The 26,339-nt window shown below is 40.7% G+C and carries 28 protein-coding genes; 21 read left to right on the forward strand and 7 right to left on the reverse strand.

The genetic code is table 11. The features are described from left to right. Window positions 1–4: 4 nt before the first annotated feature. Window positions 5–436, forward strand: a complete 432-nt coding sequence (locus AAFF35_RS11010; RefSeq protein ID WP_342332521.1) for a hypothetical protein — start codon at window positions 5–7, stop codon at window positions 434–436. A gap of 8 nt (window positions 437–444) precedes the next feature. Here AAFF35_RS11010 and AAFF35_RS11015 read toward each other — a convergent pair whose 3' ends face one another. The 4 genes from AAFF35_RS11015 to AAFF35_RS11030 all read right to left on the reverse strand — a co-directional run bounded on the left by AAFF35_RS11015 (window position 445) and on the right by AAFF35_RS11030 (window position 3,929). After that, window positions 445–1,818 (reverse strand): NAD-dependent succinate-semialdehyde dehydrogenase, encoded by a 1,374-nt coding sequence (locus AAFF35_RS11015; RefSeq protein WP_342332522.1) that lies wholly within the window; start codon window positions 1,816–1,818, stop codon window positions 445–447. Between the two features lie 32 nt (window positions 1,819–1,850). Further along, a complete protein-coding gene (locus AAFF35_RS11020) occupies window positions 1,851–2,486 on the reverse strand; it encodes a peptidoglycan DD-metalloendopeptidase family protein (RefSeq protein ID WP_342332524.1) in 636 nt (211 codons plus the stop codon). Between the two features lie 9 nt (window positions 2,487–2,495). Beyond that, the gene (locus tag AAFF35_RS11025) at window positions 2,496–2,963 is read right to left on the reverse strand and encodes a DinB family protein (RefSeq protein WP_342332525.1); all 468 of its coding nucleotides are present in this window, start codon (window positions 2,961–2,963) and stop codon (window positions 2,496–2,498) included. A gap of 135 nt (window positions 2,964–3,098) precedes the next feature. Continuing rightward, the gene (locus AAFF35_RS11030) at window positions 3,099–3,929 is read right to left on the reverse strand and encodes a DUF6266 family protein (RefSeq protein ID WP_342332526.1); all 831 of its coding nucleotides are present in this window, start codon (window positions 3,927–3,929) and stop codon (window positions 3,099–3,101) included. Between the two features lie 525 nt (window positions 3,930–4,454). On the opposite strand from AAFF35_RS11030, the gene AAFF35_RS11035 reads away from it, so the two are divergent. The 10 genes from AAFF35_RS11035 to AAFF35_RS11080 all read left to right on the forward strand — a co-directional run bounded on the left by AAFF35_RS11035 (window position 4,455) and on the right by AAFF35_RS11080 (window position 12,082). After that, window positions 4,455–5,960 carry a malate:quinone oxidoreductase gene (locus tag AAFF35_RS11035; RefSeq protein ID WP_342332527.1) on the forward strand — a complete coding sequence of 502 codons (1,506 nt, stop codon included), beginning with the start codon at window positions 4,455–4,457 and terminating at the stop codon, window positions 5,958–5,960. Between the two features lie 229 nt (window positions 5,961–6,189). Beyond that, the gene (locus tag AAFF35_RS11040) at window positions 6,190–6,726 is read left to right on the forward strand and encodes a hypothetical protein (protein WP_342332528.1); all 537 of its coding nucleotides are present in this window, start codon (window positions 6,190–6,192) and stop codon (window positions 6,724–6,726) included. A 17-nt stretch (window positions 6,727–6,743) separates the two neighbouring features. Then, window positions 6,744–7,079, forward strand: a complete 336-nt coding sequence (locus tag AAFF35_RS11045) for a hypothetical protein (RefSeq protein ID WP_342332529.1) — start codon at window positions 6,744–6,746, stop codon at window positions 7,077–7,079. A gap of 577 nt (window positions 7,080–7,656) precedes the next feature. Further along, on the forward strand, window positions 7,657–8,367 hold the full coding sequence (locus tag AAFF35_RS11050) for a DUF4262 domain-containing protein (RefSeq protein ID WP_342332531.1): 711 nt from the start codon (window positions 7,657–7,659) through the stop codon (window positions 8,365–8,367). A 143-nt stretch (window positions 8,368–8,510) separates the two neighbouring features. After that, window positions 8,511–8,798, forward strand: coding sequence for a hypothetical protein (locus AAFF35_RS11055; RefSeq protein ID WP_342332532.1), 288 nt, complete (start codon window positions 8,511–8,513; stop codon window positions 8,796–8,798). 15 nt (window positions 8,799–8,813) lie between these two features. After that, window positions 8,814–9,224, forward strand: coding sequence for a hypothetical protein (locus AAFF35_RS11060; protein WP_342332533.1), 411 nt, complete (start codon window positions 8,814–8,816; stop codon window positions 9,222–9,224). 95 nt (window positions 9,225–9,319) lie between these two features. After that, window positions 9,320–9,544, forward strand: a complete 225-nt coding sequence (locus AAFF35_RS11065) for a hypothetical protein (RefSeq protein ID WP_342332534.1) — start codon at window positions 9,320–9,322, stop codon at window positions 9,542–9,544. 354 nt (window positions 9,545–9,898) lie between these two features. Beyond that, window positions 9,899–10,252, forward strand: coding sequence for a hypothetical protein (locus tag AAFF35_RS11070; protein WP_342332535.1), 354 nt, complete (start codon window positions 9,899–9,901; stop codon window positions 10,250–10,252). A 120-nt stretch (window positions 10,253–10,372) separates the two neighbouring features. Next, window positions 10,373–11,419, forward strand: a complete 1,047-nt coding sequence (locus AAFF35_RS11075; RefSeq protein WP_342332536.1) for an NAD(P)-dependent alcohol dehydrogenase — start codon at window positions 10,373–10,375, stop codon at window positions 11,417–11,419. 99 nt (window positions 11,420–11,518) lie between these two features. Next, on the forward strand, window positions 11,519–12,082 hold the full coding sequence (locus AAFF35_RS11080) for a hypothetical protein (protein WP_342332537.1): 564 nt from the start codon (window positions 11,519–11,521) through the stop codon (window positions 12,080–12,082). 60 nt (window positions 12,083–12,142) lie between these two features. Here AAFF35_RS11080 and AAFF35_RS11085 read toward each other — a convergent pair whose 3' ends face one another. Both AAFF35_RS11085 and AAFF35_RS11090 read right to left on the reverse strand, forming a co-directional pair. Beyond that, window positions 12,143–13,717: a hypothetical protein gene (locus tag AAFF35_RS11085; protein WP_342332538.1), complete on the reverse strand. Its 1,575-nt coding sequence runs from the start codon at window positions 13,715–13,717 to the stop codon at window positions 12,143–12,145. 10 nt (window positions 13,718–13,727) lie between these two features. Continuing rightward, window positions 13,728–14,594, reverse strand: a complete 867-nt coding sequence (locus AAFF35_RS11090) for an ABC transporter ATP-binding protein (protein WP_342332539.1) — start codon at window positions 14,592–14,594, stop codon at window positions 13,728–13,730. A 150-nt stretch (window positions 14,595–14,744) separates the two neighbouring features. Between AAFF35_RS11090 and AAFF35_RS11095 the strand changes: the two genes are divergently transcribed. The 6 genes from AAFF35_RS11095 (at window position 14,745) to AAFF35_RS11120 (ending at window position 21,088) form a co-directional block, all read left to right on the forward strand. Beyond that, window positions 14,745–17,186 carry an AsmA family protein gene (locus AAFF35_RS11095; protein ID WP_342332540.1) on the forward strand — a complete coding sequence of 814 codons (2,442 nt, stop codon included), beginning with the start codon at window positions 14,745–14,747 and terminating at the stop codon, window positions 17,184–17,186. Window positions 17,187–17,305: 119 nt separating this feature from the next. Then, on the forward strand, window positions 17,306–17,836 hold the full coding sequence (locus AAFF35_RS11100; RefSeq protein ID WP_342332542.1) for an RNA polymerase sigma factor: 531 nt from the start codon (window positions 17,306–17,308) through the stop codon (window positions 17,834–17,836). Between the two features lie 47 nt (window positions 17,837–17,883). Beyond that, window positions 17,884–19,113: a hypothetical protein gene (locus AAFF35_RS11105; RefSeq protein WP_342332543.1), complete on the forward strand. Its 1,230-nt coding sequence runs from the start codon at window positions 17,884–17,886 to the stop codon at window positions 19,111–19,113. After that, window positions 19,097–19,657 carry a YceI family protein gene (locus AAFF35_RS11110; RefSeq protein WP_342332544.1) on the forward strand — a complete coding sequence of 187 codons (561 nt, stop codon included), beginning with the start codon at window positions 19,097–19,099 and terminating at the stop codon, window positions 19,655–19,657. Before AAFF35_RS11105 ends, AAFF35_RS11110 begins: the two co-directional genes overlap by 17 nt. Before the next feature lie 8 nt (window positions 19,658–19,665). Beyond that, window positions 19,666–20,604: a DUF5777 family beta-barrel protein gene (locus AAFF35_RS11115; protein WP_342332545.1), complete on the forward strand. Its 939-nt coding sequence runs from the start codon at window positions 19,666–19,668 to the stop codon at window positions 20,602–20,604. Between the two features lie 16 nt (window positions 20,605–20,620). Next, on the forward strand, window positions 20,621–21,088 hold the full coding sequence (locus tag AAFF35_RS11120) for a Rieske 2Fe-2S domain-containing protein (protein ID WP_342332546.1): 468 nt from the start codon (window positions 20,621–20,623) through the stop codon (window positions 21,086–21,088). A 57-nt stretch (window positions 21,089–21,145) separates the two neighbouring features. Here AAFF35_RS11120 and AAFF35_RS11125 read toward each other — a convergent pair whose 3' ends face one another. Next, window positions 21,146–21,673 (reverse strand): GNAT family N-acetyltransferase, encoded by a 528-nt coding sequence (locus tag AAFF35_RS11125; protein WP_342332547.1) that lies wholly within the window; start codon window positions 21,671–21,673, stop codon window positions 21,146–21,148. 200 nt (window positions 21,674–21,873) lie between these two features. Here AAFF35_RS11125 and AAFF35_RS11130 point away from each other — a divergent pair, with 200 nt between their 5' ends. From AAFF35_RS11130 to AAFF35_RS11145, 4 genes are all read left to right on the forward strand, one after another. Further along, window positions 21,874–22,284 carry an OsmC family protein gene (locus AAFF35_RS11130; RefSeq protein WP_074612491.1) on the forward strand — a complete coding sequence of 137 codons (411 nt, stop codon included), beginning with the start codon at window positions 21,874–21,876 and terminating at the stop codon, window positions 22,282–22,284. Between the two features lie 467 nt (window positions 22,285–22,751). Beyond that, a complete protein-coding gene (proB, locus tag AAFF35_RS11135) occupies window positions 22,752–23,786 on the forward strand; it encodes a glutamate 5-kinase (RefSeq protein WP_342332548.1) in 1,035 nt (344 codons plus the stop codon). A 7-nt stretch (window positions 23,787–23,793) separates the two neighbouring features. Next, entirely contained in the window at window positions 23,794–25,044 is a 1,251-nt protein-coding gene (locus AAFF35_RS11140) for a glutamate-5-semialdehyde dehydrogenase (protein ID WP_342332549.1), read from the forward strand. Between the two features lie 151 nt (window positions 25,045–25,195). Continuing rightward, on the forward strand, window positions 25,196–26,302 hold the full coding sequence (locus tag AAFF35_RS11145; RefSeq protein ID WP_342332551.1) for an ATP-binding protein: 1,107 nt from the start codon (window positions 25,196–25,198) through the stop codon (window positions 26,300–26,302). Window positions 26,303–26,339 lie beyond the last annotated feature (37 nt).

The raw sequence follows: 26,339 nt of genomic DNA on the forward strand, positions 1-26,339 counted from the left end.
ATTTATGTTCGACCAACTCAGCAAATATAAACAGGGAAGTTTCTTTTTCCAGCCGACGGACAGTTTGGTAGAGGTCTGTAATGTCCCTAAAAACAAGTATGGACTGTACCTTGTTTATGCATTAAGCAAGGGAAGGGTGGAGTTGGTTTACATTAATAAATCAGGTCCACCGGAAAAAAAAGGTGCAATAAAAGACCCCAGAGATATTGCGGATGACCTCCGGGAAAACCTCTTAAACGGCTATCAGTTTGGAGAAATTGAGCGTAAGAATTCCTGGCCCGTTCAATTGATGATTGAAGATATTGAAGCACTGCATGTCCATTGGTACGTGACTTCTGATGAGAAAAACCACGATTTACCTGCTACCATTAAGTCAAAGATCCTTCAGATCTATATGGGAATCTACGGACATCTTCCGCGTTGGAACCGGGCGTAAAAGCAGGATTATTTTACATAAACCGTTTTGATGTTTACAAATTCCCTGATGCCAAATGCGCTGAGTTCTCTTCCATAGCCGCTTTGGTTGATCCCTCCAAATGGCAATCTTGGATCCGACTTTACCAGTGAGTTTACGAAACAGGATCCGGCGTTTAACCTTTTGGCAGCGATTTCTTCTCCGCGTTTCACATTGGCTGTGAATACTGCCGCACCCAGCCCAAAGGGACTGTCATTAGCAATTCTGATCGCTTCTTCTTCATTTTTTGCAGAGAAAATCAAGGCTACAGGACCAAATATTTCTTCTTCATAGCCCGGCATGCCCTTCCTGATTCCCGACAATATTGTAGGTGTATAGTATGCATGTTTGCCCTTAAAAGCTGGAATTTCTCCACCAAGAATACATTTTGCTCCGGCTTCGATATTAGCCTTTACCTGTTGGTGGAGTTCATCTCTCAGGTCTACTCTTGCCATCGGGCCGAGGTCGGTCTGCGCATCAAAAGGATCACCTGTCACCTTCGATTGCATTTTTTCCAGAAAGATCCGGGTAAACTCTTTTTCAATTTCCTTTACGAGGATAAATCTTTTTGCAGCAATACAGCTTTGACCGTTATTGATCAGTCTGCTTTGCATACAGATTTCGGCCGCCTGTTCCAGATCGGCATCAGCCAATACCAGATATGGGTCACTTCCGCCCAATTCCAGGACCGTCTTTTTTAAATAATATCCTGCCTGTTGGGCCACCTGTTTGCCCGCTTCCGTGCTTCCGGTCAGGGTAACGGCTTTTATCAAAGGATGGGCAATCACTTGTTTTACAAATTTACTGCTGATGACCAGAACCCGGAAGATGTCTTTAGGAAAACCTGCCGCGCTAATGATTTCTTCAATGGCCAGTGCACATCCCGTTACATTGGAGGCGTGTTTTAGCAATCCGCCATTGCCGGCCATTAATGCCGGGGCCAGAAAGCGGAAAAGCTGCCAGAAAGGGAAATTCCAGGGCATTACCGCCAGTACCACACCCAAGGGCTGGAAGCTGACATAGCTTTTGGAGGCTTCCGTTTTTATCTCTTCGTCTTTTAAAAACGCTGCTCCGTTTGCGGCGTAATAATCACATACTGCTGCGCATTTCTCGATCTCCGCAATTCCGGCAGGAATGGGTTTCCCCATTTCTTTAGCCATCAATGTGGCGAGTTCCAATTTTCTTGTTAACAGGAGTGCAGCGGCATTTTTTAACAAATCTGCACGGGTTGAAAAGGAGGTGTCCCTCCATTTCAACCAGGCGTGATGTGCTTTTTCGATCTTTCCGGAAATTTGTTTTTCGGAATCTTCTTTATAGGACTTGATTAATTTACCGTTGGTAGGATTGATGGAATGAATACTCATTTTAAATGTTATTGATCATTAGATAACAGTTATTATGGCTTCAGGTTTTCTTTAATAAAAACCAGTGGGTTGAAAAAGCGGAGGTCCAGTTGTTTTTTATTCATGGTTAACCAGCTGGCACATCCATAATCATCAAAGCTTTTCCGGATTTCCAGGTGTAAATGATGGTAATCACCGCCATATTTCTTTGACTCCGCAGGGGTAAACAAGCGGGCGATCTTTACATTTTCATCTACCTGTTGTCCCTGGCTCACATATACTTCTTTTAGGTGCTTGTAAGAGGTAAATATGAATTTCCCATCGGGTAATTTATGCTTCAGGACTACCGTTCTCTGGTTTTCGCCCAGGTGTACGGAGCAAACAATACCCTTTGCCATTGGATAAACGGTAACCAGTTTGCTTTTGGGTTTTAAAGGATTGATGTCTATTGCGGTATGTACATGTCCCTTCAGGTAGCTGTCGCGATGATCTCCGAAAATGCTGACCACTTTAATTTGTTTGGAGTCTTTGCGGTTGGCCACATCAAAAGGAAGATACCAGGTGTTGGCTACTGCTGTGGGCGCAGTAGCGATGTAATAAGGTTTCCATCTATCTTTATCGCGTTCAATGGTCATGGGCTGATCTGGCGCCAGCCATAGCAGTAACATAGGGAATAGTAATAATTTCATATTCTTTGATTAAATAAGACGCTTCAATGCAAGGATATATCCTAAATGCATGCTTTCATGAAGCGGCAGGTAACTAATGATGTCGTTGATGTTGTTTAATTCCAGTCCCATACTGTTTACCCAGGGGTTATAGTGATCGAAATGATGTGCTTTAAGGTCGGTTTCCAGTTGTGTCGTTGTGCTGAGCAAGAGGGCTTTTATGTCTTCAATTTCTTCCGCTGAGACTTCTTTTTCCGGCTTTGTACCCGGTTTGTAAGCTTGAATGAATGATTCGGGCACCAAGGCTTCCTGTCCTGCTTTTACATAACAAAGGTTCTGCTGACTGGCAATTAAATGTGCAATGTTCCAGATGACGTTGTTGTTGAAACCATCGGGGATTTTATTTAACTGTTCCGTGGTCAAATGTTCCACAGTCTTTAATACGGCAAACCTTAATTTTTTAAGGGTAGTTACCTGAGGGAAACTTTCGTTGGGCATGAGGATAGGGTATAGGGTTTAAAATCAAAAAAATGGCAACTATAATTATTTTGAAAGATAGTTATTTTCTAATTTCAGACCTCTATTCCGGAAAATAATCTCCTGCTTAAGTTTTATCATCTCTTGTTGTCGGTGTTAGATCGGTTTCCCGGGGAGCCTATCCAGTCTATTCTTCAGTACCTCGTATTCTTTTTCGAGCGTTCGGAAGGCTTTGGTACTCGTATGCAGGCCCCGGTCCAGCTGCTGCATCCATAAATAGTTTGCAGAAACCTGTTCAAATCTGGCTTTTAAAGCATCATATTTTCTTTTTTCTTGTTTTTCCTCCTCCGTTTCCTGCGCTCCGTTCAGGTTTCCAAGGTATACGCTATTGGAAATTCGTTTTCCATCGGCCGATTTGAAGCAGATATAGACTTCCATCTGTTCATGTAGCTTTTCTTCCTCCACAAAAGGGATAAAATGACTTCCGGCGTCCCTGCGACAGGCATTGATATAATTACGGGACTGCCCATCTACAGGATGGTGAACCAGAATCATCACCATGTCATGTGCCAGTCCGTCCTGAGTGTCCCAGCTGATCTGCAGGCCGGTATCCGTTTTTACCATTTTCAGGTTTTGGGCAATTTCCAGATCACCATAACTCAGCACCACTTTGCTATAATCTACACTGATGTTAGGATATTCGCCTTGTAAAGCCTGTTTTTTGTTGTAGGAGGTGGCCAGGTTGTGCTGATTTTTAACCGTTCCCCTTGCCTCAATTTCGAAACTGGAATTGATGAAAGTGGTCATATTCTTTAAAAGCCTCATGGTTACTGCCATTGACTGATAATTGGCCAGCTGATCTTTACTGTGTCTGGTCCGTTTGTGGCCTATGGTCCGCGTCACGGCCTGGCCATTTAAGATATAGGAAACAAGATTCCCTACTTTGCCTATTAGTGGGCCGTGAGGTCCGTATGGTGATAATGCCATAATGATTGGATTAATTGATTTAACCTAAGTTACACTAAATTCCATATAGTTACAATGGTTAAACGAAGATTATTTATAATGTTATCTTATTGTGGTCGTATAGCGCTTTCTTTCTTTGGAGCCAATAGAAGAAGTAGAATAAGTGCAGAAACAGGCTTGATAGGGCAATTAACCGGGTGAAGGCCCTAGCAACTCCCAGTAAAGGCAGTGTCAATGCCCATAAAAGAGAAAGCACGGTACGAGCGCAAATCCGGCTCATCTCAGCGGGAGCTTAAATTAAAAATGACAAAGGGATGAACAAGGGGGGAAGAAAGGTGCTTTTCTATTCTTTTTGTGAATATTACGAGATAGCAGGAAAGAAGGGTGTCAATATACGCAATAAAATTAGATGCAATGAAATTTTACCTTAAATCTATCTCGTCTTTTTGGGTCTGTTCAAAAAAGAGAGGAATAATTAGGGAAATATCTGATTTTTTGAAGTATTATTTGATTATGTATTGTATTTTTGCACAAAAATTCAAATAAATGACTCGTAAGAATAGTAATTCGGAAAAAACTGCGGATGTTGTATTGATTGGAGCAGGGATAATGAGCGCAACACTAGGGATGTTACTCAAAGAATTGCAGCCGGATATCACCATAGAAATTTTTGAAAGACTGGACGTTGCTGCGGCAGAGAGTTCTGATGCCTGGAATAATGCAGGAACAGGACATTCTGCTTTTTGTGAATTAAATTATACCCCACAATTGGCTGATGGTTCAGTAGAAACCGCAAAGGCAGTAGCTATTGCAGAATCTTTTGAAGTATCCAAACAGTTTTGGTCCTTCCTGGTTGAAAATAACCTTGTAGGATCACCGGAAACATTTATTAAGAGCATTCCTCATATCAGTTTTGTGTGGGGAGAAAAGAATGTGGAATTTTTGAAGGAACGTTATGCGAAGCTTCAGGAGAGCCTTCTTTTTCAGGGGATGAGCTATTCTGAAGATCCTAAGCAGTTAAAAGAGTGGATGCCATTGGTGATGGATCAGCGTGATCCTGCCGAAAAGGTCGCCGCAACAAGAATGACACTGGGAACAGATGTGAATTTTGGTGCTTTAACGAGAATGATGTTTAACCACCTGCAGAAAAAGGAAAATGTAAACATGCATTTCCACCATGAGGTTAAAAAGCTAAAACAGAAAAACGGACTTTGGGAAGTCAAAGTAAAGGACGAAGCAACCGGAGATAAAAGAGTCGTAAAAGCAAAATTTGTATTTATCGGAGCGGGTGGCGGATCTCTTCCTTTATTGGAGAAGTCTGACATTCCTGAAGGAAAAGGTTTTGGTGGTTTCCCGGTAAGCGGACAATGGCTGAAATGTATCAATCCTGATGTCATCGCTGAGCATGATGCAAAGGTATATGGTAAAGCTTCGGTAGGCGCGCCACCGATGTCTGTTCCACATTTGGACACCAGAATGATCGATGGGAAAAGAGCTTTGCTTTTTGGTCCTTACGCCGGTTTCTCTACCAGATTTTTAAAACATGGTTCTTTGATGGACCTTCCGCTATCTATTAAAGTAAACAATATCCGTCCGATGATTTCTGCCGGACTGGATAACCTGCCGTTGACAAAATACCTGATCAATCAGGTGCGTCAATCTCCGGAAGATAGGATGGAGGCCTTAAGAGAATATCTGCCAACCGCTAAAATGGAAGATTGGGAACTGGAAACTGCTGGTCAGCGTGTTCAGGTGATCAAGAAAGATGAAGAACATGGTGGAATTCTGGAGTTTGGAACAGAAGTGGTTACGGCTGCTGATGGATCTATTGCAGCACTATTGGGCGCTTCTCCAGGTGCATCTACTGCAGTATCCATCATGATTACTTTAATGGAACGTTGCTTCGGCGACAAAGTGAAAAGCCCGGAATGGCAAGCTAAGCTGAAACAAATGATCCCTTCCTATGGACAGTTGCTAAGCAATAATGTAGAAATGACGAAAGAAATCAGGTCAAATACGACGGAGACTTTAAACTTGCAGGCTGCAGGTTAAGGATTAGTTGATCTAAATATATAAAGAAGGCCTTTGGTGTAAAACCAAAGGCCTTTTTTAGTAGGTGCAGTTTTTTAGAATGGCTGTCACTGCTATTTATCGTTTGTTTGATTTAAGTTTTAGATAATATTATATTTAATAATGTAATTATAAGTTTGTTTTATTGGGAAATTATTATCTATATTTGATTAATTATTTTTTTTGATAGTAAACTTTAAGCTGTGTTTTATTGGAATCTGCTATAGACATTTATGGGAAACTTTTGATTGCTGTTTTTAGCTTTATCGCTCCTTCTATGACATTGTTAATAGGCCTTTTTGGAACAGGAATAACGGTGTATAGAAAAAAGAACGAAGATTTTTTAAAACAATCAGAAGACTTGGTAACAAATCCCGGTAATCTTCCTGGTATCAGTAATGATAAAAAAATTGGTCTTATTAAGGATAGAATTAAAAACTTAGATCTGATAAAAAAGGGAATGGAAAGAGATCATAACTTATTAAGTCCAAAACGACAAGTAAGGAGGATTTTTATGCCATTGTTGTTGTCTACGGTTCTATTAATAGTTTATTATTACATCAATGAAGAAGACCTAAAAGTCCTTGCCTTTATAAGGATTGATCACCTTTCATTATTCTTAAGTTTCGGTTTGTTATTTTATGTAATCATGGTATTATGGCAAATTTTTTGCAAAATTGTAGAAGTTAAGTGCTTCATTGAGATAGAAAATAAATATAGAAATGTTAATAATGTAGATTTTAAATAATTTAAACTTGTAATGAAATGACTGAATTTAAAGTAATTGAGATTGTAGATGTTGATGTGATTAGGTTGTCGCCTGATTGGACAGTGGTAGCAAATGGCGTTGAAATTTCCGGACAAACGATAAAAATATTGGACTATACGGCATCCACTAAAGAAGAATTTGAAGCTGAGTACACTATGGAAAAGCTAACAATACTACTTCTAAACAAAAAAGTAGTTCTTAAGAATCCTGTTTTAATGCCAGATGATGAGAATACACAGGCAAAAATTTCTTGTAAAGTACTCCTTAATGATGTTAATATAGCAAATTACTTTCCAGAATATAGGCCAAAATCGTTATATCTAATTAGTTAAGCAAGCAAATTTTATGGCTGTCGATCTGTGGCAGCGAGATTTTAAATCTTCTCCTGATGTGTGAGATTACGGGAGAGGTTTTATGATGGTGTTTTAGGTCGTTTTAATGTAATAGATTCCATTTATGATGTCAGTTATTGAAAAAAATATAAAGTGGATAATAATTCTGTTTGTGAGCACATTTGCTGTTCTGACTATATTTTTAAGTGATTTTAGTGGTATGAGTGATGGATTTACTCGAGTAGGTTTTCCAATTGTTTTTATGCAGGATACTGGGGGGAAGTGCATTGATTGCCAAGACATAAAATGGTTTAATTTATTTTATTTGGTATTAGATCTGCTATTTTTCTTTTTAATTTCTTTGTTTATAGTTTTTTTCTGTCTAAAGAAATTGCCTACTAAAGGATGATATATAAGTGCCAGTATGAAACAATAAATACACAAATCTCGGTAATAAACAAAACCAAAAGATACAAGGTCACATCATTATCCAATGAGGCCTATAGATGGAGGAATCAAAACTCTTCCTGTCTGTAAAGACTTCCATATATATCACAGGACAAAGAAATAACTAATAATGACAAATAAAGAGTTTTTACATATCATCAGAACAAATATTGATGAAATTGGCTACCATCTTACACTTGTTAATGGTGGACAACATCCCGATTTTTCCTATTCTATTGGATTGACCGAAAAATTAGGTTTTGAATTGATTATTGCAGGAGGAGGATTCATTTCAATAGAGGAAAACGAATCGGTATTCAATGGTATATTTAATAAATTGAAATCTGGACACCTGGTTGATTCTGAATTTTTCTTGCCAAATAACGATAGTTATTATTTAACCAAGGTAGATTCGTCTTGGATTAAAAAGCTAATGTTAGGTGTTTATGACTACTATAATGTAAACGAAATCATAGCTTATCAAATTATTCCGGAAGATAGAACAATGGATACACTGTTAATGTCGGAACCGATGATTCCTAAAGATCCTATCTGGAAATGGCTGGATATAAATTGGGATCTAGATGCACCTAAGAATTCTTATGTAATAACTGATATAGACTCACTAAAAGGCAAAACCATTATCGAACTTACACGATGGGAGGAACATGTATGGGAAATGTTTTCGGGAGCAGGGCCAGATGTAAGCGAAAATGACATTAGGACAGTTCCATTAGGAACAATCTTGGGAATTGATTCTACGTTAGAAGTAATTACAAAATTGACTGTTGGTCAGGGTTTATGGCGAGATAATAAATATTCAAGCTGGCAAGATTGGTAAATCTCACCGCTGGTGTTGCATGTGCTTTAGTATTTTTGCTGAGGACTATGAAGTGTCAGAAGTAGACTACTGTACAAGGTTCTATAATCTCCTGATTGGAAAATGGAATACCAAACAATGGATGATAGCTTAGTTTTTTAATAATGAAAATAAATGTAGACGAATTACAAGAAGCATTGACCACCTTGCTCTTAAGACTTAAGGATTACCGAGGTGATGGAGTTGAATTGAAAGAAGATTATTACTGGGATTTCTGTTCGGATGAAATGTTTGATTTTAGCAAAAAGCCAGTAGATTTTTCGATAGGACAATTAACGGATGATTGGGAAACCATAAAGAACAATGTTAAATCAGATACCCTTATTGCTTATGATCTGGAAAGACTATCAAAGATTCTCAGAGTTTTAAGTATTGAAAATCCCGGTTTTTAATAGCTCAGAAATATCATGAAAAAAGCTTTTAAATTATACTTAGGTGTATCGATCATCGTCCTGCTTACGCAATGCAGGGAAAAAGAATTGAAACAAGAAATCTATAATCCTGATGAAAAGAAAGTCTCCATAGTCAGACTTATTGCAGCGCCGGATCTATACCATAAAAAAACAGTTCAGGTTAAAGGATTTGTGAATATTGACTTTGAGGACTGTGTGATTTACTTGAGTAAGGAAGATTTTGAACATGGGCTGTATAAGAATGGTATCTCTATTGATCTTTCAAAGGACGAGTTCAAAAAATTAACTGGTTTTGATGAACAGTATGTTCTGCTGGAAGGCATTTTTGACAAGACAAACAATGGCCATATGGACAATTTTAGCGGTTCTATAAGTCATGTAACCGATATAGCGCTGTTGAAATAGAATGGATGTGCGAAAAAGAATTATAGATCAAGAACAGTGACTATCTACCATATGATACTTTATATTTTTAACAAGAATTCAGTAAATTTACTATTATGAATATACAGGCGGAGAAATTAGGCATATTGCAACAAATCATCAATTCTGATGATGCCAATCTTATTAAGGATATTAAATCGTTAATAAGCAGTAGGGATATGGATTGGTTTGACGGATTGAGTAAAACGAAAAAGAGTGATGTGACGGAAGGGATAGCGCAACTTGATGCTGGGGAGGTCTTTAGCCATGAAGAGGCTGGAAAAAGATTTGGCTATAAATAACGACCATCATTTGGTCAAAAAAAGCTGGCGATACTTTCCAGAAAAATGTAGATCTAAGCAAAGAACCTTTTATTGTTCGTAAAACAAATAAAACAAAATACACTTATATCGGTGTAATCATACCTCATATTTCTGTCGTCTATCGTGTAAAGCCAGGAAAAAGAACGCTCGAAATTGTGACTTTTATAGATAACAGGCGAAGCTTGAAAAAAAATAAACGTTTTATTTATATATGAACCTTAGGTAAGGTTTTGTAAATCAGAAACTCAATTGGTGGATCTAAAAGAATTCAAATGGAAAACTTGGATATAAATAATGCAAAAATGAGATTACTTAAAGATATAACTGAAGATTATGCAAGATGATCTCAATATAAAAGAGAAATATGAGCTGCTTATTGCTACTTTAAATATGGTACTTGTTCCTGTTCTGGAGATCGGCGTCTCTTATTTGGATACAGTTCAGTACTGTTTAGATGAGTTAGAAGGTGATTACTATACCTTTCTACATGAAGACTTGGTTTCCGAGTTGCGTAAAGCGGGAATGATTGCTGATGCGGATTTCATTACAATAAAAAATATAAGGTCTAAGATCGATCAAATAGAAAATGATCAATGGAATGTCCAGGGCTTTTTGAATGATAAAAATTGGCAGGAAATCCGTGCCCTGATTGTTAATTTATATTCAGGACATCAGAAAGAATTTTAGAAAGGATGATTAGGCAACCGAAATTTATAAAAAGGCGGGGAGCTTAACAATGAATGAAAATACCGCAAACATTTTTCCTATTTTAGGTATTATAATTATCCTAACTAATCAAAACATAATATGACCCTAGTAAAAGCATATGCCGCTCAGAAGGCAGATAAACCACTTGAACCTTATCAGTTAACCCGTCGTGAGCCCGGTGCCGACGATGTGGAGATCAAAATTTTATACTGTGGTGTATGCCATTCGGATATTCATACTGCGAGGAATGAATGGGGAGGTACGATGTATCCCACGGTTCCCGGACATGAAATCGTCGGAAAAGTAAGTCGTGTTGGTGGCAATGTGACGCGGTTTAAAGTTGGAGATACTGTTGGTGTAGGCTGCTTTGTAGACTCCTGCGGTCATTGCAACAATTGTAAAGACCACCAGGAACAGTACTGTGAAAACGGGCATACCCAGACCTACAACTCATTGGAACAGGATAAAAAAACAATTACCTACGGTGGTTATTCTACCCACATTGTGGTGACGCAAGGTTTTGTGCTGAATATCTCGGATAAGCTCCCTTTAGAAAAAGTTGCACCTTTGTTGTGTGCAGGAATTACAACTTATTCTCCATTGAAATATTGGGGCGTGAAAAAGGGCGATAAACTGGCGGTTGTAGGATTGGGTGGTTTAGGGCATATGGCGGTGAAAATTGCTTCTTCGATGGGGGCTGAGGTAACCATGTTGAGCCGGTCACCAGGGAAAGCAAAGGATGCAGAGGAACTAGGGGCACATCATTTTGCCCTGACTACAGATAAAGAAAAAATGAAGGAGTTGGCGAATAGCTTCGATTTCATCATAGATACCGTTTCTGCTGAACATGATTATAATGAATATCTGGCTCTGCTGGGTACCAACGGCGTGATGGTCCTGCTTGGCGTTCCGCCAACTCCATCCGATGTGCAGGCATTTCATTTGATTATGGGACGTAGAAGTCTTGTCGGATCATTGGTAGGAGGGATCAAAGAAACTCAGGAAATGCTGGACTATTGTGCCGAACATAACATCACTTCTGATGTAGAAATGATCCGGATGGACCAGATCAATGAAGCTTATGAAAGAACTTTAAAAGGTGATGTTCATTATCGCTTCGTGATTGATATGGCTTCCATAGATTAAGAAAAAACGATTGTATATTAACTGGCCATTGACCTGTTTCTGTGATGGAATAAAAGTCAATGGCCAGTTCTTTTTTTGTTTGAAATAGACTGTTAAAAAATGATAGAAGATTTTAGCGCCTCTGAAAAATATAGAAAATACCTCATAGCACTTCAGTTTAATGAGGTCAATGTGTATACCGTTTGGGGAACTGATATGCTGGATGAGGAAGAGGATAAGCTCCTGGTAAAAGGAGATAAACTGCTTTGCTTTAAGCAGCTGAATGAAGTTAAACAGAAGCTGAGCAATATTGAACATCCTTTTCTGGATGTCGCAAATTTTGAAAAATGGGCAGTAGAGGAGGAATTAGATCAGTGCTATAATACCAATGAACTGAAGCTGTTGTCCGACTTTAATTTAGAGTTATTGAATGATAAATTCTCAGCTTTAGAGGTTTTAAACTGCCTGAATCTGATTCAGGATTTTTCAATTCAAACTAAGGATCGCTTACTTCTGTCGTTTTTTGATGATCCTGTAATGGTCGGTTTAAAGGATTTTATCTATAATGATCATTTCTGGAAAAAGGAAGAAGGTATGGTGATGGAACCTGTTACAGATGAAGCAACGGGCCATTTAATAAAAAGATTGTACGATGTTTTTTATACGCAGATAATAGTTGTCTAGTTTATAAATAGTAAAGGCGGATGAATCTTCATCCGCCTTTACTATACAATATTGGCCTTTCTAGAGATTTCTGGTCTGGTAATTTCTTACTGCAAAGCTGCCAGTCAATAATAAGATGTTGATCATAAAAATGATAACCATCATTCCTCCATAGTTTTCAAAAACCATTGCGCCAAGGTAATGTGCCTGAGGTATGCGCTGAAAAACCATATAAGTCAATGCGAAAAACAGAATTTCAAATAACTTTTTGCTTCCCGTAAGGATACCCAGGCAAACGCTGAGCAATACGATTAACATTGCCCCATTCATGACCTGAAGCACGGCCATCAGATTTGAGGCCATCAGCAAACGAGCCATGACTGGCAAAGCCAATACAATGAGCAGGCAGAAAGCAGCAATGATCTGTGCCGGAAGCATCCTTTGCAATGGCTTATACGAAGCATAAGTGAAATAATGAACCCGGTTTGTTTTCTCTTTTGTGGCCAGCTCTGATATTCTGCTGACTTGCAGAAAGAGGAGAACCGGCAATAGAAAGGAATAGGCAAAGGATAAAGGAACAAACAATGTTGCCACCCAAAGACCGATATTCAGCGCCCAAAGCCATTTGGAATCTTTCCTGACCATGAGCAGTAATTCCGTCCTGATGAATGGAATGATGCCGTAGGCCGCAGTGATCGAAGGGAGTAGTGATTTTTGAAATCCGGCGTAAGGTACTGCTGGTTTTTCCAATAAATCTTCCCAGGTTTTTTTCTTTTCCTTTTTGACTGCTTGTTTAAAGTCAAAACGGTGGAAGAAAAACGAGGATAAATAGACCAATCCGACCATCAGGCTGATCCATAAGGCCCTGCTGAGCAGGAATAGTCCGCTCCAGGAAACACCTTCCCATACAAAAGTTTTAAACGTTCGGTTTTTGTGAATGACATAACCAAGAGATACTTTGTCAATGTTTTCATTAAACTCGATGTTGACCTTGTCTTTCACACCGTTGAAGACTGTCCTTATCCCAAGTGCATCGGTAACCGGCACCATAAGATTTTTGCTGTTGCTATTGACATTACTCATCAAAGCCCCGAAAAGAAAGAAGAAGAGCAGGTACTGCAGGATACTTTTCCGACCCAGAAATACCTCTGCCAATATCGCCAGTCCGGAGACTAAAAACATTGCCGGAAGAACCATAAATAAGTAGGGGAGGATAAAGTCGCCGATATGAAAAGGATAACCCGAACTTCTGACAAAAAACATCAGTATTCCGACCAGAAAGGCCAGACCTGAAATGGTCAACAGGATCAAAAAGTTACTAAAAAGTTTGCTGAGAAGGTAGCCAAAATTCGAAATGGGCGTGGTGGCAATGATCAATCCAACTTCCGTGTCGACGTCTTTTTTTATGCCGCCAATCACGAGAAAAAAGCCACATAGGGAGAGGATGAGTGTGCTCATCAAAGCAGTCACATGACCTACCCAGGCGGAGTTGTAAACGCCTTTATACCCTAACATCGTCAAGGTGGTATAATTTGCTTCGGGAGGGGGGACGAAAGACCAGGCGGCATAAATGGTGACCGCCAGTGTAATTAGAAAGGCATAACTGCGGCTGCGTTGCAGGTAGTCTGCTTTAATGATGGGATATAGATAATTCAAGGCCTTAATGCTAGTTTTGAGTTAAAAATAAATAGGCATCTTCTAAACCCGCATTTACATTTCTGGCGCCCGGTTCTACTTCCTGAAAGCTGGAGATGTAACGCAGTTGAGTTTTATCCGCTTGTCTGCTGGTATTGATCACGAGGTGTTTTGCTTTAAAGGCAGCGAGGTCTGCATTTGCAATGACCGTTTCAAAGACCCTTTTGTCAATTCTTTTGATGATCTCTGAAGGAATGGCTTTGCCAATCAATGTGCCGCTTTTCATGATGGCTACTTCATCGGCAAGCGTCTCAATATCGGAGACAATGTGTGAGGAAAGAATGATAATGGCATCACTGGCCATCTCCGAGATCAATTGACGAAAGCGAACCCTTTCTTCCGGGTCGAGCCCCACAGTAGGCTCATCAAAGATCAATATTTTTGGATCATTGAGCAGGGTCTGAGCGATTCCGATCCGCTGTTTCATTCCTCCTGAGTAGCTACCTATAGGTCGTTTTGCATCTGCGGTCAGGTTCACGCCATCGAGCAACATGTCGATTCGTTTCCGCAGACCGGGTCCTCCGACACCTTTCATCGCTGCAATATATTCCAGAAATTCATAGGCATTCAGATTGGGATAAACACCGAAGTCCTGAGGTAGATAGCCCAGTATTTTTCGAATGGCATCCGGGTTTTTGACAATGTCTTCTCCATTCAGAAATATCGTTCCCAGCGTTGGTTTGCTAATGGTCGCAATAATTTTCATCAGGGTTGATTTTCCCGCACCGTTTGGTCCGAGCAGCCCCAATACGCCCTTCTCCATGGTCATGGAAAAATTGGATAATCCTGTTTTTTGTTTGTTGTATTTTTTGGTTAGGTTTTTAATCTCTAAGATCATGGATTTCGTATTTATAGAGGTAGGACATGGGGAGAGACAATAAGGTTACAGGATGCTGGTTAATTAAGGCATATTTTTTGTATTATTGATACTACTCTGCGTTTATCCTGGTTAAAAACAATTTACTACCCTAAAACGTTAGCTATCTACATGGAAAAAATGCCTCGCTGGTCTAAAATTACGCTCAAAATATTCGGAGGCCTTGTCGCCTTAGTCTTCCTCATTTTCACTGCTATTGGATTGTATGTCAATGCCAATAAGAAAAGTCTGCTGGAGACGATTACCAAACAGCTGAATAAGAACCTTAACGGGACATTGACCATCGGAAATATGGAGCCTACTTTCTTTAAAGGTTTTCCCGGAGTTTCCATTAGTCTCAAAAATGTGGTCATGAAGGATAGTCTTTGGAAAACACACCAGCATACTTTGCTCGAAGCAAACGATTTTGATGTGGCAGTAAATACCATGGCCCTGCTTACGGGGACAATTGAGATCAAAAAGATTGGCATCAGCAATGCGAAGATCTACCTGTTTACGGACAGCAACGGCTATAGCAATACGGCAATCTTCAGAAAGAAAGACAAAAAGAAAAAGCCGGAAACAGAAAGCAGCTCAGATGCGAGGCTCAGAAAATTTAGCTTAAGACAAGTCAGTTTTGTGGTCGACAATAAAAAAGGGCACAAACTTTTTCAGTTTGATGTAGAAACGCTGAACGGAGAGATGGACTATTCCTTTTCGGGATGGGAAGCAAAGCTGAAGCTAAAGACTATGGCCCGAAGTCTGGCTTTTAACACAAGAAGAGGGAGCTTTATCAAGGATAAAATGCTGGAAGGACCTTTTAAGATCAATTACAATGAGGATACCGGAATCATTGACGTGGCAGAAAATCAATTGAACATCGGAAAAGATCCTTTCCTGATCGGTGCTAAATTTGATACTTCCAAAGAAAATACTGATTTTTCCATCAATATTAAGGCACCCGGAATCCTGTGGAGGGATGCGGCGGCCTTACTGGCACCCAATATCAGCGCTAAGCTGAATATGTTCGACCTGAAAGTACCAATAGATGTGACTTGTACACTGGCGGGAAATATGGGCCCTGGTGGTGATCCTGCGATTAATGTCACGGCACTGGTCAAAGACAACGTGCTGACCACCCCTGGTGCAGTGATCGACAGCTGTAATTTCAGAGGGGTCTTTACCAATAATTACCTGAACGGACAAGGTTTTACAGATGCAAATTCGGCCATCAAACTTTACCAGTTTAAAGGGAGCTATTCAGAAATGCCTTTTTCTATTGATACAATGTTTATTCATAATCTGGATAAACCCATCGCTACGGGTGTCTTCAAATCGAAATTTGAGATCGCGAAGCTGAATAAGGCGATTGGAGAAGAAACGCTGCATTTTACCAAGGGAACGGCAAATGTGAAACTGGCCTATAAAGCGGATATTGTGGATTTTAAGTTGTCGAAGCCTATTGTTACGGGGGTAGTTGACATTCGCAATGCCGATGTCAGCTATGTGCCCAGGAAGCTCAATTTTACGAATACGGCAATCTCCCTGAATTTTACGAGTACAGATCTTTTTATCAAAAATATCCGTTTGCAAAGTGGTAAAAGTGTGATCACGATGGATGGAAGTGTCCGTAATTTTCTAAACCTCTACTATACGGCACCGGAAAAGATTTTGTTGAACTGGCAGATTAAAAGTCCGGAGTTGCACCTTGGCGAATTCCTTGGCTTCCTGGGGAGCCGTAAGCCTGCAAAGAAAACAAAACGACATGCTAAACACAGTAGTTTTTCTGAAGATATGAACGATCTCTTCGAAAAAAGCATGGTGGATATGCATTTAAGGGTCGCAAAAGTATATTATAATAAATTTGTAGCTACTGATGCTACCGCAGACCTCTTCCTCTCCGAGGCGGGCATCGGATTGAAAAATATAAGTGTTAAACATGGGGGAGGCTCCCTGAAATTAGATGGAAATATCTCTCAGAAAGGCAGCTTAAATCATTTCTCTATCAATACGACGCTGAGCAATGTAGACATTAAGAATTTCTTTTATTCTTTTAATAATTTCGGAATGACAAGCCTGACTTCAAAGAACCTGAAAGGATTTCTCTATTCCAAAACAAAAATCGGTGGTACAATTACCGATCAGGGGAAATTAGTGACGAACTCCCTGAATGGGAAGGTTGTATTTGATGTCAAAAAAGGAGCTTTACTGAGATTCGATCCGATTAAAAACGTGGGGAAATTTGCTTTCCCTTTTCGTGACCTTGACAACATTACTTTTGAAAACCTGAACGGTCACTTTGATATCCGCGGACAAAGAATCACCATTAACCCGATGCAGATCAATTCCAGCATCCTGAATATGGATGTTGCTGGGGTCTATTCCATGTCAACGGGCACGAACATCGCACTCGATGTGCCACTTAGAAACCCTAAAAAGGATGATGACCTGACCGACAAAAGAGAAATTCAGGCGCGCAGGATGAATGGAATCGTACTTCATTTGCTGGCAACCGATGGCGAAGACGGAAAGATTAAAATTAAGCTCAACCGCAACCGCAATAAGGGGAAGTAATAAGGCATTTCTGCAGCTTCCTCCCCATTCCAGAAAATATTTCATTAAATTTCAATATGCAGGCAACCTAAATCAGGTTGCCTGCGTACTTGTGGATATAGATGATTTAAATTTTTTACGTGGACGAATCAATCATTCAGGAATTAATCGATGGCTGTAAGCGAAAAGACCGGAAAAGTCAGAAAGGACTTTACCAGGGCTATTACAGCTATGCCATGAGGATGTGTATTCGTTACGCGAAAGATAAGGATGAAGCTATTGAACTCGTTAATGATGGTTTCTTGAGGGTATTTATCAATATTCACCGATATGATAAGACAAAACCGTTTAAGCCCTGGCTAAGTACCATCATGATCAACACCTCAATAGATCATTATAGAAAGCAAATAAGGCGAATGGAAATGGAAGAGTTAAATGCAAAACATGAGTTAGAGGATCAGGAAAGTATCCTTAGTCACATACATTATGAAGAACTGATCATACTGGTACAAAAGCTTTCCGTTGCTTACAGGACTGTCTTTAACCTGTTTGCGATAGATGGTTATTCTCATGAAGAGATTTCTTCTATGCTCTCTATTTCCGTAGGAACGTCGAAGTCGAACCTCTTTAAAGCAAGAGAACAATTGAAAAAGATGCTTAAAACAACCTGATCGGATTTTGAGCATAAAATATAATATAAACGTTTTAAAACACCATTATGGAATTAGACGATAACGAGTTTGATGCCGCCTTTAGAAAAAGGGTGTTTGATGCTGATCCTCAGTTTGAGGAAGCAGCATGGGACAAAATGGAGGGCAAGCTCAAAAGAAGGGAACGTATTGTGCTCTTCAGGAAGGGGACTGTGGTGTTGTCGTTGTTACTTTTAATCGGGTTGATCGGTTATTATTCATTTGATAAAAAGACAGAAAATAAAGCGAAGCCTGAGTTGGCAGAAACAGGAAAAGGTGTGGAAGGATCTGATCATGATTCGCCCAAAATTGATACTGCTGCGGGTGGAAAAAATGATTCTTTTAAAGATCAAAAGAGCAGTTCCGGAACAGAAGAGCGGGTTGCAGGTGTTGGAAATGATAAGGGAATAATATCTTCGAAAGGGCTGCCTGGTGGAAATGAAGTGTTAGCTGCCGGCAATAAGCCTGCAAATCGTCATCTGGCTGATTTGCAAAAACAGGATTTTAATCTTGCAAATGGGAAAGGGGAGCCTGGGGAGGGATCTCTTTCCCTAAAGCCGGATTTTGGGAAGCCCGGAACTCCGGGTGTAGAAAGTACTCCTGTAGTACAAAATACTCCGGGAGTAGAAAATACGGTACTGCCTCAAAAGAACGTGAATTTTAAAAAACGTGTGCCCATGAGTCTGGCCCTGAGTGCAGGACCTGAATTCAATTCTGCTGCCGCATTGATTGGAGGGAAAGGTGGTTTTAGTGCAGGATTAACCTTTAGTGTGGGCATTGCAAAGAATTTCAAACTTCAAACCGGACTGAAATATAGTGCTAAAGATTATACCACCGACAGCTATGCTTACCGGATCAGAAATCCTAAAATTCAGGGAATCATTTCCGGGATTGATGCTTCCTGTGCGGTGCTGGAAATTCCTGTGATTGCCTCTTATACGGTGATGGAGGACAGAAAGCGAAGTGTAGACCTGAACCTCGGATTGTCCAGTTACCTGATGTTAAAAGAGGATTATACCTTCAAATATACCCCTGCATCGGGGATTTCGAACCGTCTGATAGAGAAAAACAATGCCAATCAGCACTTGCTGAGCGTCGTTGATCTTTCCGCGACTTACTTTATAAAGCTTAAGACCGAGAAGTTTAAAATAGGGGTTGAACCCTTTGTTAAAATACCCTTAACGGGAGTTGGTGAAGGTAGAGTGAACCTGAAATCAAGCGGGATCTCTTTAAAAATACGTTATGACCTGGACAAGTAACCTCAAAAGACTCCTCCTTGCAGGAATCTTTTTCGCCATTCAGCTGAATGCGGTGGCACAGACCTATGCCAGCAAGAACATCAGGCTGGCGCTATATTCGTCAACTCCTCTGGAAGACATCCGGGCAGCGACGGATAAATGTACTGGTGTGATCATCAGGGAGCGCAAGGAGATCGCTTTTCAGGTCGCTATAAAGAGTTTTGAGTTCGACCGTAAATTGATGCAGGAGCATTTTAACGAAAATTACATGGAAAGTGACCGATACCCTTATGCGAAATTTAAAGGGGTCCTGGATCAGCAGATAGATTGGAATAAAGATGGGGTATACAATGTGACAGTGACGGGAATATTGACGGTTCATGGGGTAGATAAAAAGAGGACGATTCCCGGAAAGATCAGCATCAGTAATGGACAGGCAGAGGTCAGCACGGAGTTTAAGGTCGCTTGTGTAGATCATGGGATTAAGATTCCAAAGCTGATGTTTACGAAAATTGCAGAGCAGATAAATATCAAAGTATCGGGGAAATTTAATCAGTTAAAATAGGAGAAATCATGAATAAGTTCAGACTATTACCAGTCGCCATTTTACTCATGGCTAGCGCAGCCCATGCTCAAAATGCAGATTCATTGTTGAAGACTTTGAGCACTGCAGATAAAAGTGAAACCGTTGCTGCGACCTTCAAATCAACTCATGTGGTGCTGTCTCATTCTTCTGAAACAGAAAAGAAACATGACCTGGACCTGCGGATTCGCCATCATTTCGGAGATATCGGGGGCAAGTTTGGAAGCGCTCATACTTTATATGGCCTTGATGTGGCTTCGGATCTTTTCATCGGCCTGGATTATGGGGTGTCTGACCGCTTTACGGTAGGTGTTGGGAGAAGCAAACAGGATGAAATGTATAACTTCTCGGGAAAATATAAACTCCTGCAACAAAAAGTAAATGAGACGATGCCCATAAACCTGACCTTGTTTGCGCAGATGGGCTGGATTGCCCGGGAGCCTTTCAGCAACAGTGAATTTTCAAAATATACCGATCGTTTTTCCTGGGTTTTTCAATCGATCATCTCCCGGAAGATCTCTTCCAGATTTTCTTTGCAGGTGATGCCGGGACTAACGGTCAGAAAGAACGTATCCGATACCCGCGATCCGGAAACCCTGTTTTCGGTAGGTTTTGCCGGAAGAATGAAACTTACTAAAAGGTTCTCTTTTGTGGCCGATTACACCTTGGTTAACGGCTTATCAAGACCTACAGATCTGAGTCAGGCGTACTACAATCCTTTAGGCCTGGGGCTGGAAATTGAAACCGGCGGACACGTATTTTCTCTCAACTTTATGAATTCCGAATATATACTGGAGAATAATTTTATTGCCAATACGAAGAAATCATGGACCAAGGGTGGGGTCAGATTTGGCTTTACGATCTCCAGGAATTTTACACTGTTTAAATCTAAAAATAAAGACCCGGAAAAACGGTCAGATATCTACTAAACTAAAACGAAAAATTATGGAACGCGACGAATTTATCAAATCATTAGGATTTGGGCTGGCACTGGTATGCACAGGATCCTGTTTTCAGGCATGTGGTGGAAAAGGCAACACCGGTACGCCGGAACCCAATCCGAACCCTCCCGGAGGAGGTGGGGGCGGTGGAAGTACAGCTTCTGTTAATCTGGGCTCTCAACTGCTGGCAGTGGGAGATCAGGCAACCGCAAATGGGGTATTGTTTTTTAGAATTGCCACTGGAGATACCAGCAGTTCATTTGTAGCCACTGAGGCGGTTTGTCCGCACCAACAAGGGGCATTGGTCTGGAAACAAGCTTTAAATAAGATTCAATGCCAGTTGCATTTTTCAGAATATGCAACAAATGGTGCCGTACTTCAAGGACCACAAAATACGACCGGCAATACCCGAACTTTAAAAATATACAGTACCGCCGTTAATAATGGAACACTAACAGCAACTATCGCTTAGTGCTGCGGAAAAAAAAGGAGGAGACCCTGGGTCTCCTCCTTTTTTTTCCTTTATGTGTTATTTTTTGTTCACAGGAATTTCAAAAAGCGCGAGTTCAATGTTCTCATAATGCTTGGGAAGTATGTTTGAAGCTTCAGGAATGATATTTCCGAGGTACTTGAACCCACATTTCTCATAATAAGCGATCAGTCTGGGATTGTCTCCCCAGGTATCCATCCGGATGTATTCTTTTCCTTTCTCTGCCGCAAAAATATGCGCCCAGGAAACGATCTCATTAACGAAGTTTGCCCCTCTGAATTCCGGATTGGTCACAATGCGGTGAAGATAAATGGAGGGATCTGCGTCTTTCTCTTTCCAGATCAGTGGATCATTAAAGTCTATTGCGAAAATACAGGCTACCTGCCCGTCGATGAGGATTTTCCACTGCCGTTGTTCATTTAATTCCCTTTCAATCAGGCTACGTTCGAAACCCTGCCAGTGTTTATTGAAAACCGTTTTTTGGTAGGCAATGGCATCGTCGTACAATTCGAAGATCCTTTCTATATCGTCTAAAGTAGAGGGAACTACCTGCATATTTTTTAACATGTTGCTTAAATTGAATTAATGGCAAAAGTTGTAAATTTATCTGGAGCAGGACAGGTACAAATCTGATTGATTTTATGAGTACAGTTGCTTATTTCTTTAGAGATATTCCGGTTTTCAGAGATATTTCGGCGTATTTGTGCCTGTAAATTCCTGTAAAATAATAAATTTGAGTAGAAAGACCACCCTAAAAAAGAACAATTATGAAACGTAATGCAACAGCCGTTTGGAATGGCACGATTAAAGAAGGTGCAGGTCACCTGAGTACGGATAGTAAAGTCTTAGACCAGACGCAATACTCTTTTAACAGCCGTTTTGCGGATGGAATAGGTACAAATCCGGAAGAATTAATGGCCGCTGCACATGCCGGTTGTTTTACCATGAAGTTAAGTCTGGACCTGACGGAAGCTGGTTTTACGCCTGGAACTTTAGAAACTAAAGCCACGATCTCTTTAGATAATGGCGTGATCACAAGCTCACACCTGGTGCTGAAAGCCAGTATTCCCGGAATCACGGAAGATCAATTCCAGGAGATCACCGCAGGTGCAAAGGCAAACTGTCCTGTAAGTAAAGCTTACAATATGGAGATTACCCTGGATGCTGCTTTAGTTTAAGCAACAGCAAAAAATGAATTAAAACTTCTGTTTAAAAAATATCCCTGACTCTTCAAAGACTGGAATCTTTGCCCTGAAGGGGGCAAAGATTCCTATGTCTTTTCTGAGCAGGGATATTTTTTAATCTAAATTATTGACCAAATATTGCTGAATGATTCCATGCAGTATTTGGTACTTAAACCTTTAACCTCCAAAAAAGTTAAACAATCTCTATGAAAACTATGAGGGGCCTTCCAGGAAAAAGATGCTTTCTGTGAAAAGGCATAGGAAGATTTGCCCCCCCTTCAGGGCAAACATTCCAGCCTTTGAATAGTAATGCTTCTTTTTCAGGTATTATATTCTCATTTTTTTGTCATTGCAAACGAATTGTGCCAAATGACCTGGTTGAAACTGAATGAATTGCTAGAAAACCGAGGTAAATTTTCTATTTTCGGGTTTTCAACCATAAAAATCTCAACCACAAACCAATGAATAAGCCGATACTTGTTTTGAAATTAGGTACAGCCTCCATTACGACTCCAAAAGGGGAGCTTGATGAGGGGGTAATTGCCGATGTTGCTGCACAGGTGGCAAAGCTGGCCAAAGATTACCGGTTAATTCTGGTTTCTTCGGGTGCAGTTGCTGCCGGAAAGCAATACATCAAAAATTACAAAGGTAAAATCTCCGAAAGAAAGGCCGCTGCGGCAATCGGAAACCCCATTCTGTTAAACACCTATTCAAAATATTTTTACCCCTACGGCATTCAGATGGCGCAGAGTCTTTGCGAGCGCCGGCATTTTTCGAACAGAACTCAGTTTCTTCAATTGAAAGATACTTATGAAGAATTGTGGAAAAACGGGGTGATTCCTATTGCCAATGAGAACGATGTGGTGAGCGATCTGGAGATTAAATTTTCCGATAACGATGAGCTCGCTACTTTATTAGGTGTTGGTTTCGGTGCTTCGATGATTTTACTCGGGACGTCTGTTCCCGGAGTATTAGATAAAGAAGGAACAGTGATTGACAAGATTGATTCCATCAATAGCGATGTCTTTTCACTCGCCAATAAGAAAACTTCGGACCTTGGATTGGGTGGCATGGTTTCCAAGCTGACCTTTGCACATCTCGCTTCGACGATGGGGATTAAGGTGGTGATCTTTGGAATCCGGACCGTTAACGGAATTCTTGATGCGGTTCAGGAAAAAACAGGAACTTCCTGTACCCCTAAAAACGCGTCTATTTCTGCGAGGAATAAGTGGCTGGCCAGCGGAAGCCTGGTAACGGGCAGACTGATGGTCGATGAAGGGGCCTGCGAGGCGATCAGAAAGCGCAAGAGCCTGCTCGCTGTAGGTGTGATCAATGTGGTCGAACAGTTCGGTAACGGAGAGATCTTTGAGGTGATTGATGCAGAAAAGAATATCGTCGCAGTAGCCAGGGCAAAGGCATCGTCGGCGGCCATATTGAAAGACTCAAAACAGCATAACCTGGAAATTGCCAATGCCAGTGACATCGTTATTTTATAAGCAGCAAATGGAAACTATAGAAAATCAATTGATCAATGCGAAAAAAGCCAGGTACTCCATTGCTTCTTTAAGTGATAACGGGCGACAGGAAATCCTGGTTCTTCTGGCTGCAGCAATCCTTGCCCAATCGGCAGAGATCATTGCAGAAAATTTAAAAGACCTGCAAAAGATGCCGGATACGGACCCTAAAAAGGACCGCCTGCTGTTAAACGAAGCGCGAATTTTTGCGTTGGCAGAGAGCCTGAAAGATGTGGCTGCTTTGCCAGACCCCACCAATAAGATCATCTCTGAACAGACCATGGCCAACGGCCTTTTTATCCAAAAGAAAACGGTGGCTTTAGGGGTGGTGGGTGTGATCTATGAATCCAGACCCAATGTAACCATCGACGTGGCTTCCTTATGCATCCGCTCAGGAAATGTTTGCCTGTTGAGAGGTGGACAGGATGCTTACCATACCAATCTTTTCCTCGTTTCCATCATACAGGAAGTGCTGGACAGATCGGGACTGGATAAAAATGTCGTACAGCAATTGCCTGCAGAGCGGAAATATATCCTGGACATTCTGAGAGCAGAGAAATACATCGATGTGATCATTCCCCGGGGCTCCAATGAACTGATTGATTTTGTGCGTAAAAACGCGCTTGTTCCGGTGATAGAAACTGGTGCAGGAGTATGTCATACTTATATTGAAAAAACAGCGAAACTGACTGCAGGAGCAGAGATCGTATGCAATGCAAAGGTCTCCCGTCCATCGGTTTGCAATGCTTTAGATACGGTTTTAGTAGATGAGGAAGTGGCGGATGATTTTCTGAGGCTATTATCTCCTTTACTTGTGGAGGGAAACGTAGAAATCTTTGCCGACGAGATCGCTTTCCGCATATTGGAAAAAAACAACTATCCTCAGCTCGTTCTTGCTGCTCAGGAAGATTTCGGACGGGAGTTTCTGGACTATAAATGTTCCGTTAAGATTGTCAGAAATATAGGGGAAGCACTGGCACATATTTCGGAGTTTTCATCGAAACATTCCGAGGCCATCATCACCGAAGATCCCGCACAGGCGGAGCGTTTTCTGGAAGAAGTGGATGCCGCCGTAGTTTACCTGAATGCGTCTACGAGATTTACTGACGGACAGGTGTTTGGACTGGGTGCAGAGATTGGGATTTCTACGCAAAAGCTTCATGCCAGAGGTCCTTTTGCCCTGGAAAAACTGGTGACAGAGAAATGGATCGTAAGGGGAGCGGGGCAAACCAGAAATTAGCTGCTAGTTCTTTATTTCCCCACTTGGGGAAAAAAGAAGGACAATATTTTCCTCATAATTATAGGTGAATACCTGCATACAGGTATTATTACCTGTTTATTTGGCTATGGCTTGAATTTTGAATATCATCAGGAAAAACCATCCCTGATAAATGCAAAATAGTTTAAGCAATCCTCAACCCCCGCTCTTAAAAATGCTCGGTGGAATAGAGGATTATGCAATTCTGCTTCTTGACAAGCTTGGAAATGTAGCCAGCTTGAACAAGGGAGCAGAAAAGATTAAAGGTTATTCTTCAAAGGAAATTATTGGTCGTAATTTCAGAGTGTTTTATACGGAAGAGGCACTGAAAAACAGGGTCCCTGAATTGTTGCTGGAAAAAGCCCTGCTCAAAGGAAAGGCGCAGCACCGGGGATGGCGGGTTAAAAAAGGTGGCAAGACTTTCTGGGCTCATGTAACCATTACCACCATTTATGATGAACAGAATGAAGTGATTGGGTTCTGTAAATTTACGCGTGATCTGACCGACAAGTTAAACGCAGAAAAAGCATTAAGAGAATACGCCCGCTTACTGGAATTCAGAAATAAAGAACTGGAACAATTCGTCTATATTGCCTCTCATGATTTGCAGGAACCCTTGCTCACCGTAAACAATTTTATTGGCTTGCTAAAGAAGGAATATGGGAATCAGTTTGATGAAAACGGCGCCTTATACCTGAAATACATCTCTGAATCTACAGAGAAAATGAAATATTTGATCAAAGGTTTACTGGATTATGCGAGACTGGGAACTCCGGCACCTAAGGAGCCTGTGGATTGTAATTTTTTAGTGGAATCGGTGAAACAGGAACTTTTCGATCTGATCGGGGCTACCGGAATGACGATTCAATACGATAAACTGCCGATAGTTTATGGCTATGCGGCAGAATTAAAACAGCTTTTTCATCACCTGATCAGCAATTCTCTGAAATTCAGGAAAAAGGATGTACTTCCGGAGGTTCAGATTAGAGCGACTGAGGATGATCAATACTGGAATTTCGATTTCAGCGACAATGGGATTGGTATCGAAGCACAGTATAAAGAGAAAATCTTTTCTATCTTTCAGCGCCTGCATAGTCATGAGGATTATGAAGGACATGGGATCGGGCTTTCTCATTGTAAAAAAATAGTGGAGCTTCACAGTGGGGAGATCTTTGTAAAATCTGTCATAGGTCAGGGCAGTACCTTTTGTTTTAGCCTGAAAAGTAATATATACCAATGAAACCATTTTATGATCGCTTCATAACCATTAATAAAAC

The organism is Pedobacter sp. FW305-3-2-15-E-R2A2, from assembly GCF_038446955.1.
Taxonomy (GTDB): domain Bacteria; phylum Bacteroidota; class Bacteroidia; order Sphingobacteriales; family Sphingobacteriaceae; genus Pedobacter.

Bases quoted from the DNA above. Each gene is read 5' to 3' on its own strand.
- AAFF35_RS11010 (WP_342332521.1), top strand. From the start codon at position 5: ATGTTCGACCAACTCAGCAAATATAAACAGGGAAGTTTCTTTTTCCAG.
- AAFF35_RS11015 (WP_342332522.1), bottom strand. From the start codon at position 1,818: ATGAGTATTCATTCCATCAATCCTACCAACGGTAAATTAATCAAGTCC.
- AAFF35_RS11020 (WP_342332524.1), bottom strand. From the start codon at position 2,486: ATGAAATTATTACTATTCCCTATGTTACTGCTATGGCTGGCGCCAGAT.
- AAFF35_RS11025 (WP_342332525.1), bottom strand. From the start codon at position 2,963: ATGCCCAACGAAAGTTTCCCTCAGGTAACTACCCTTAAAAAATTAAGG.
- AAFF35_RS11030 (WP_342332526.1), bottom strand. From the start codon at position 3,929: ATGGCATTATCACCATACGGACCTCACGGCCCACTAATAGGCAAAGTA.
- AAFF35_RS11035 (WP_342332527.1), top strand. From the start codon at position 4,455: ATGACTCGTAAGAATAGTAATTCGGAAAAAACTGCGGATGTTGTATTG.
- AAFF35_RS11045 (WP_342332529.1), top strand. From the start codon at position 6,744: ATGACTGAATTTAAAGTAATTGAGATTGTAGATGTTGATGTGATTAGG.
- AAFF35_RS11050 (WP_342332531.1), top strand. From the start codon at position 7,657: ATGACAAATAAAGAGTTTTTACATATCATCAGAACAAATATTGATGAA.
- AAFF35_RS11055 (WP_342332532.1), top strand. From the start codon at position 8,511: ATGAAAATAAATGTAGACGAATTACAAGAAGCATTGACCACCTTGCTC.
- AAFF35_RS11060 (WP_342332533.1), top strand. From the start codon at position 8,814: ATGAAAAAAGCTTTTAAATTATACTTAGGTGTATCGATCATCGTCCTG.
- AAFF35_RS11065 (WP_342332534.1), top strand. From the start codon at position 9,320: ATGAATATACAGGCGGAGAAATTAGGCATATTGCAACAAATCATCAAT.
- AAFF35_RS11070 (WP_342332535.1), top strand. From the start codon at position 9,899: ATGCAAGATGATCTCAATATAAAAGAGAAATATGAGCTGCTTATTGCT.
- AAFF35_RS11075 (WP_342332536.1), top strand. From the start codon at position 10,373: ATGACCCTAGTAAAAGCATATGCCGCTCAGAAGGCAGATAAACCACTT.
- AAFF35_RS11080 (WP_342332537.1), top strand. From the start codon at position 11,519: ATGATAGAAGATTTTAGCGCCTCTGAAAAATATAGAAAATACCTCATA.
- AAFF35_RS11090 (WP_342332539.1), bottom strand. From the start codon at position 14,594: ATGATCTTAGAGATTAAAAACCTAACCAAAAAATACAACAAACAAAAA.
- AAFF35_RS11095 (WP_342332540.1), top strand. From the start codon at position 14,745: ATGGAAAAAATGCCTCGCTGGTCTAAAATTACGCTCAAAATATTCGGA.
- AAFF35_RS11105 (WP_342332543.1), top strand. From the start codon at position 17,884: ATGGAATTAGACGATAACGAGTTTGATGCCGCCTTTAGAAAAAGGGTG.
- AAFF35_RS11110 (WP_342332544.1), top strand. From the start codon at position 19,097: ATGACCTGGACAAGTAACCTCAAAAGACTCCTCCTTGCAGGAATCTTT.
- AAFF35_RS11115 (WP_342332545.1), top strand. From the start codon at position 19,666: ATGAATAAGTTCAGACTATTACCAGTCGCCATTTTACTCATGGCTAGC.
- AAFF35_RS11120 (WP_342332546.1), top strand. From the start codon at position 20,621: ATGGAACGCGACGAATTTATCAAATCATTAGGATTTGGGCTGGCACTG.
- AAFF35_RS11125 (WP_342332547.1), bottom strand. From the start codon at position 21,673: ATGTTAAAAAATATGCAGGTAGTTCCCTCTACTTTAGACGATATAGAA.
- AAFF35_RS11130 (WP_074612491.1), top strand. From the start codon at position 21,874: ATGAAACGTAATGCAACAGCCGTTTGGAATGGCACGATTAAAGAAGGT.
- proB (WP_342332548.1), top strand. From the start codon at position 22,752: ATGAATAAGCCGATACTTGTTTTGAAATTAGGTACAGCCTCCATTACG.
- AAFF35_RS11140 (WP_342332549.1), top strand. From the start codon at position 23,794: ATGGAAACTATAGAAAATCAATTGATCAATGCGAAAAAAGCCAGGTAC.
- AAFF35_RS11145 (WP_342332551.1), top strand. From the start codon at position 25,196: ATGCAAAATAGTTTAAGCAATCCTCAACCCCCGCTCTTAAAAATGCTC.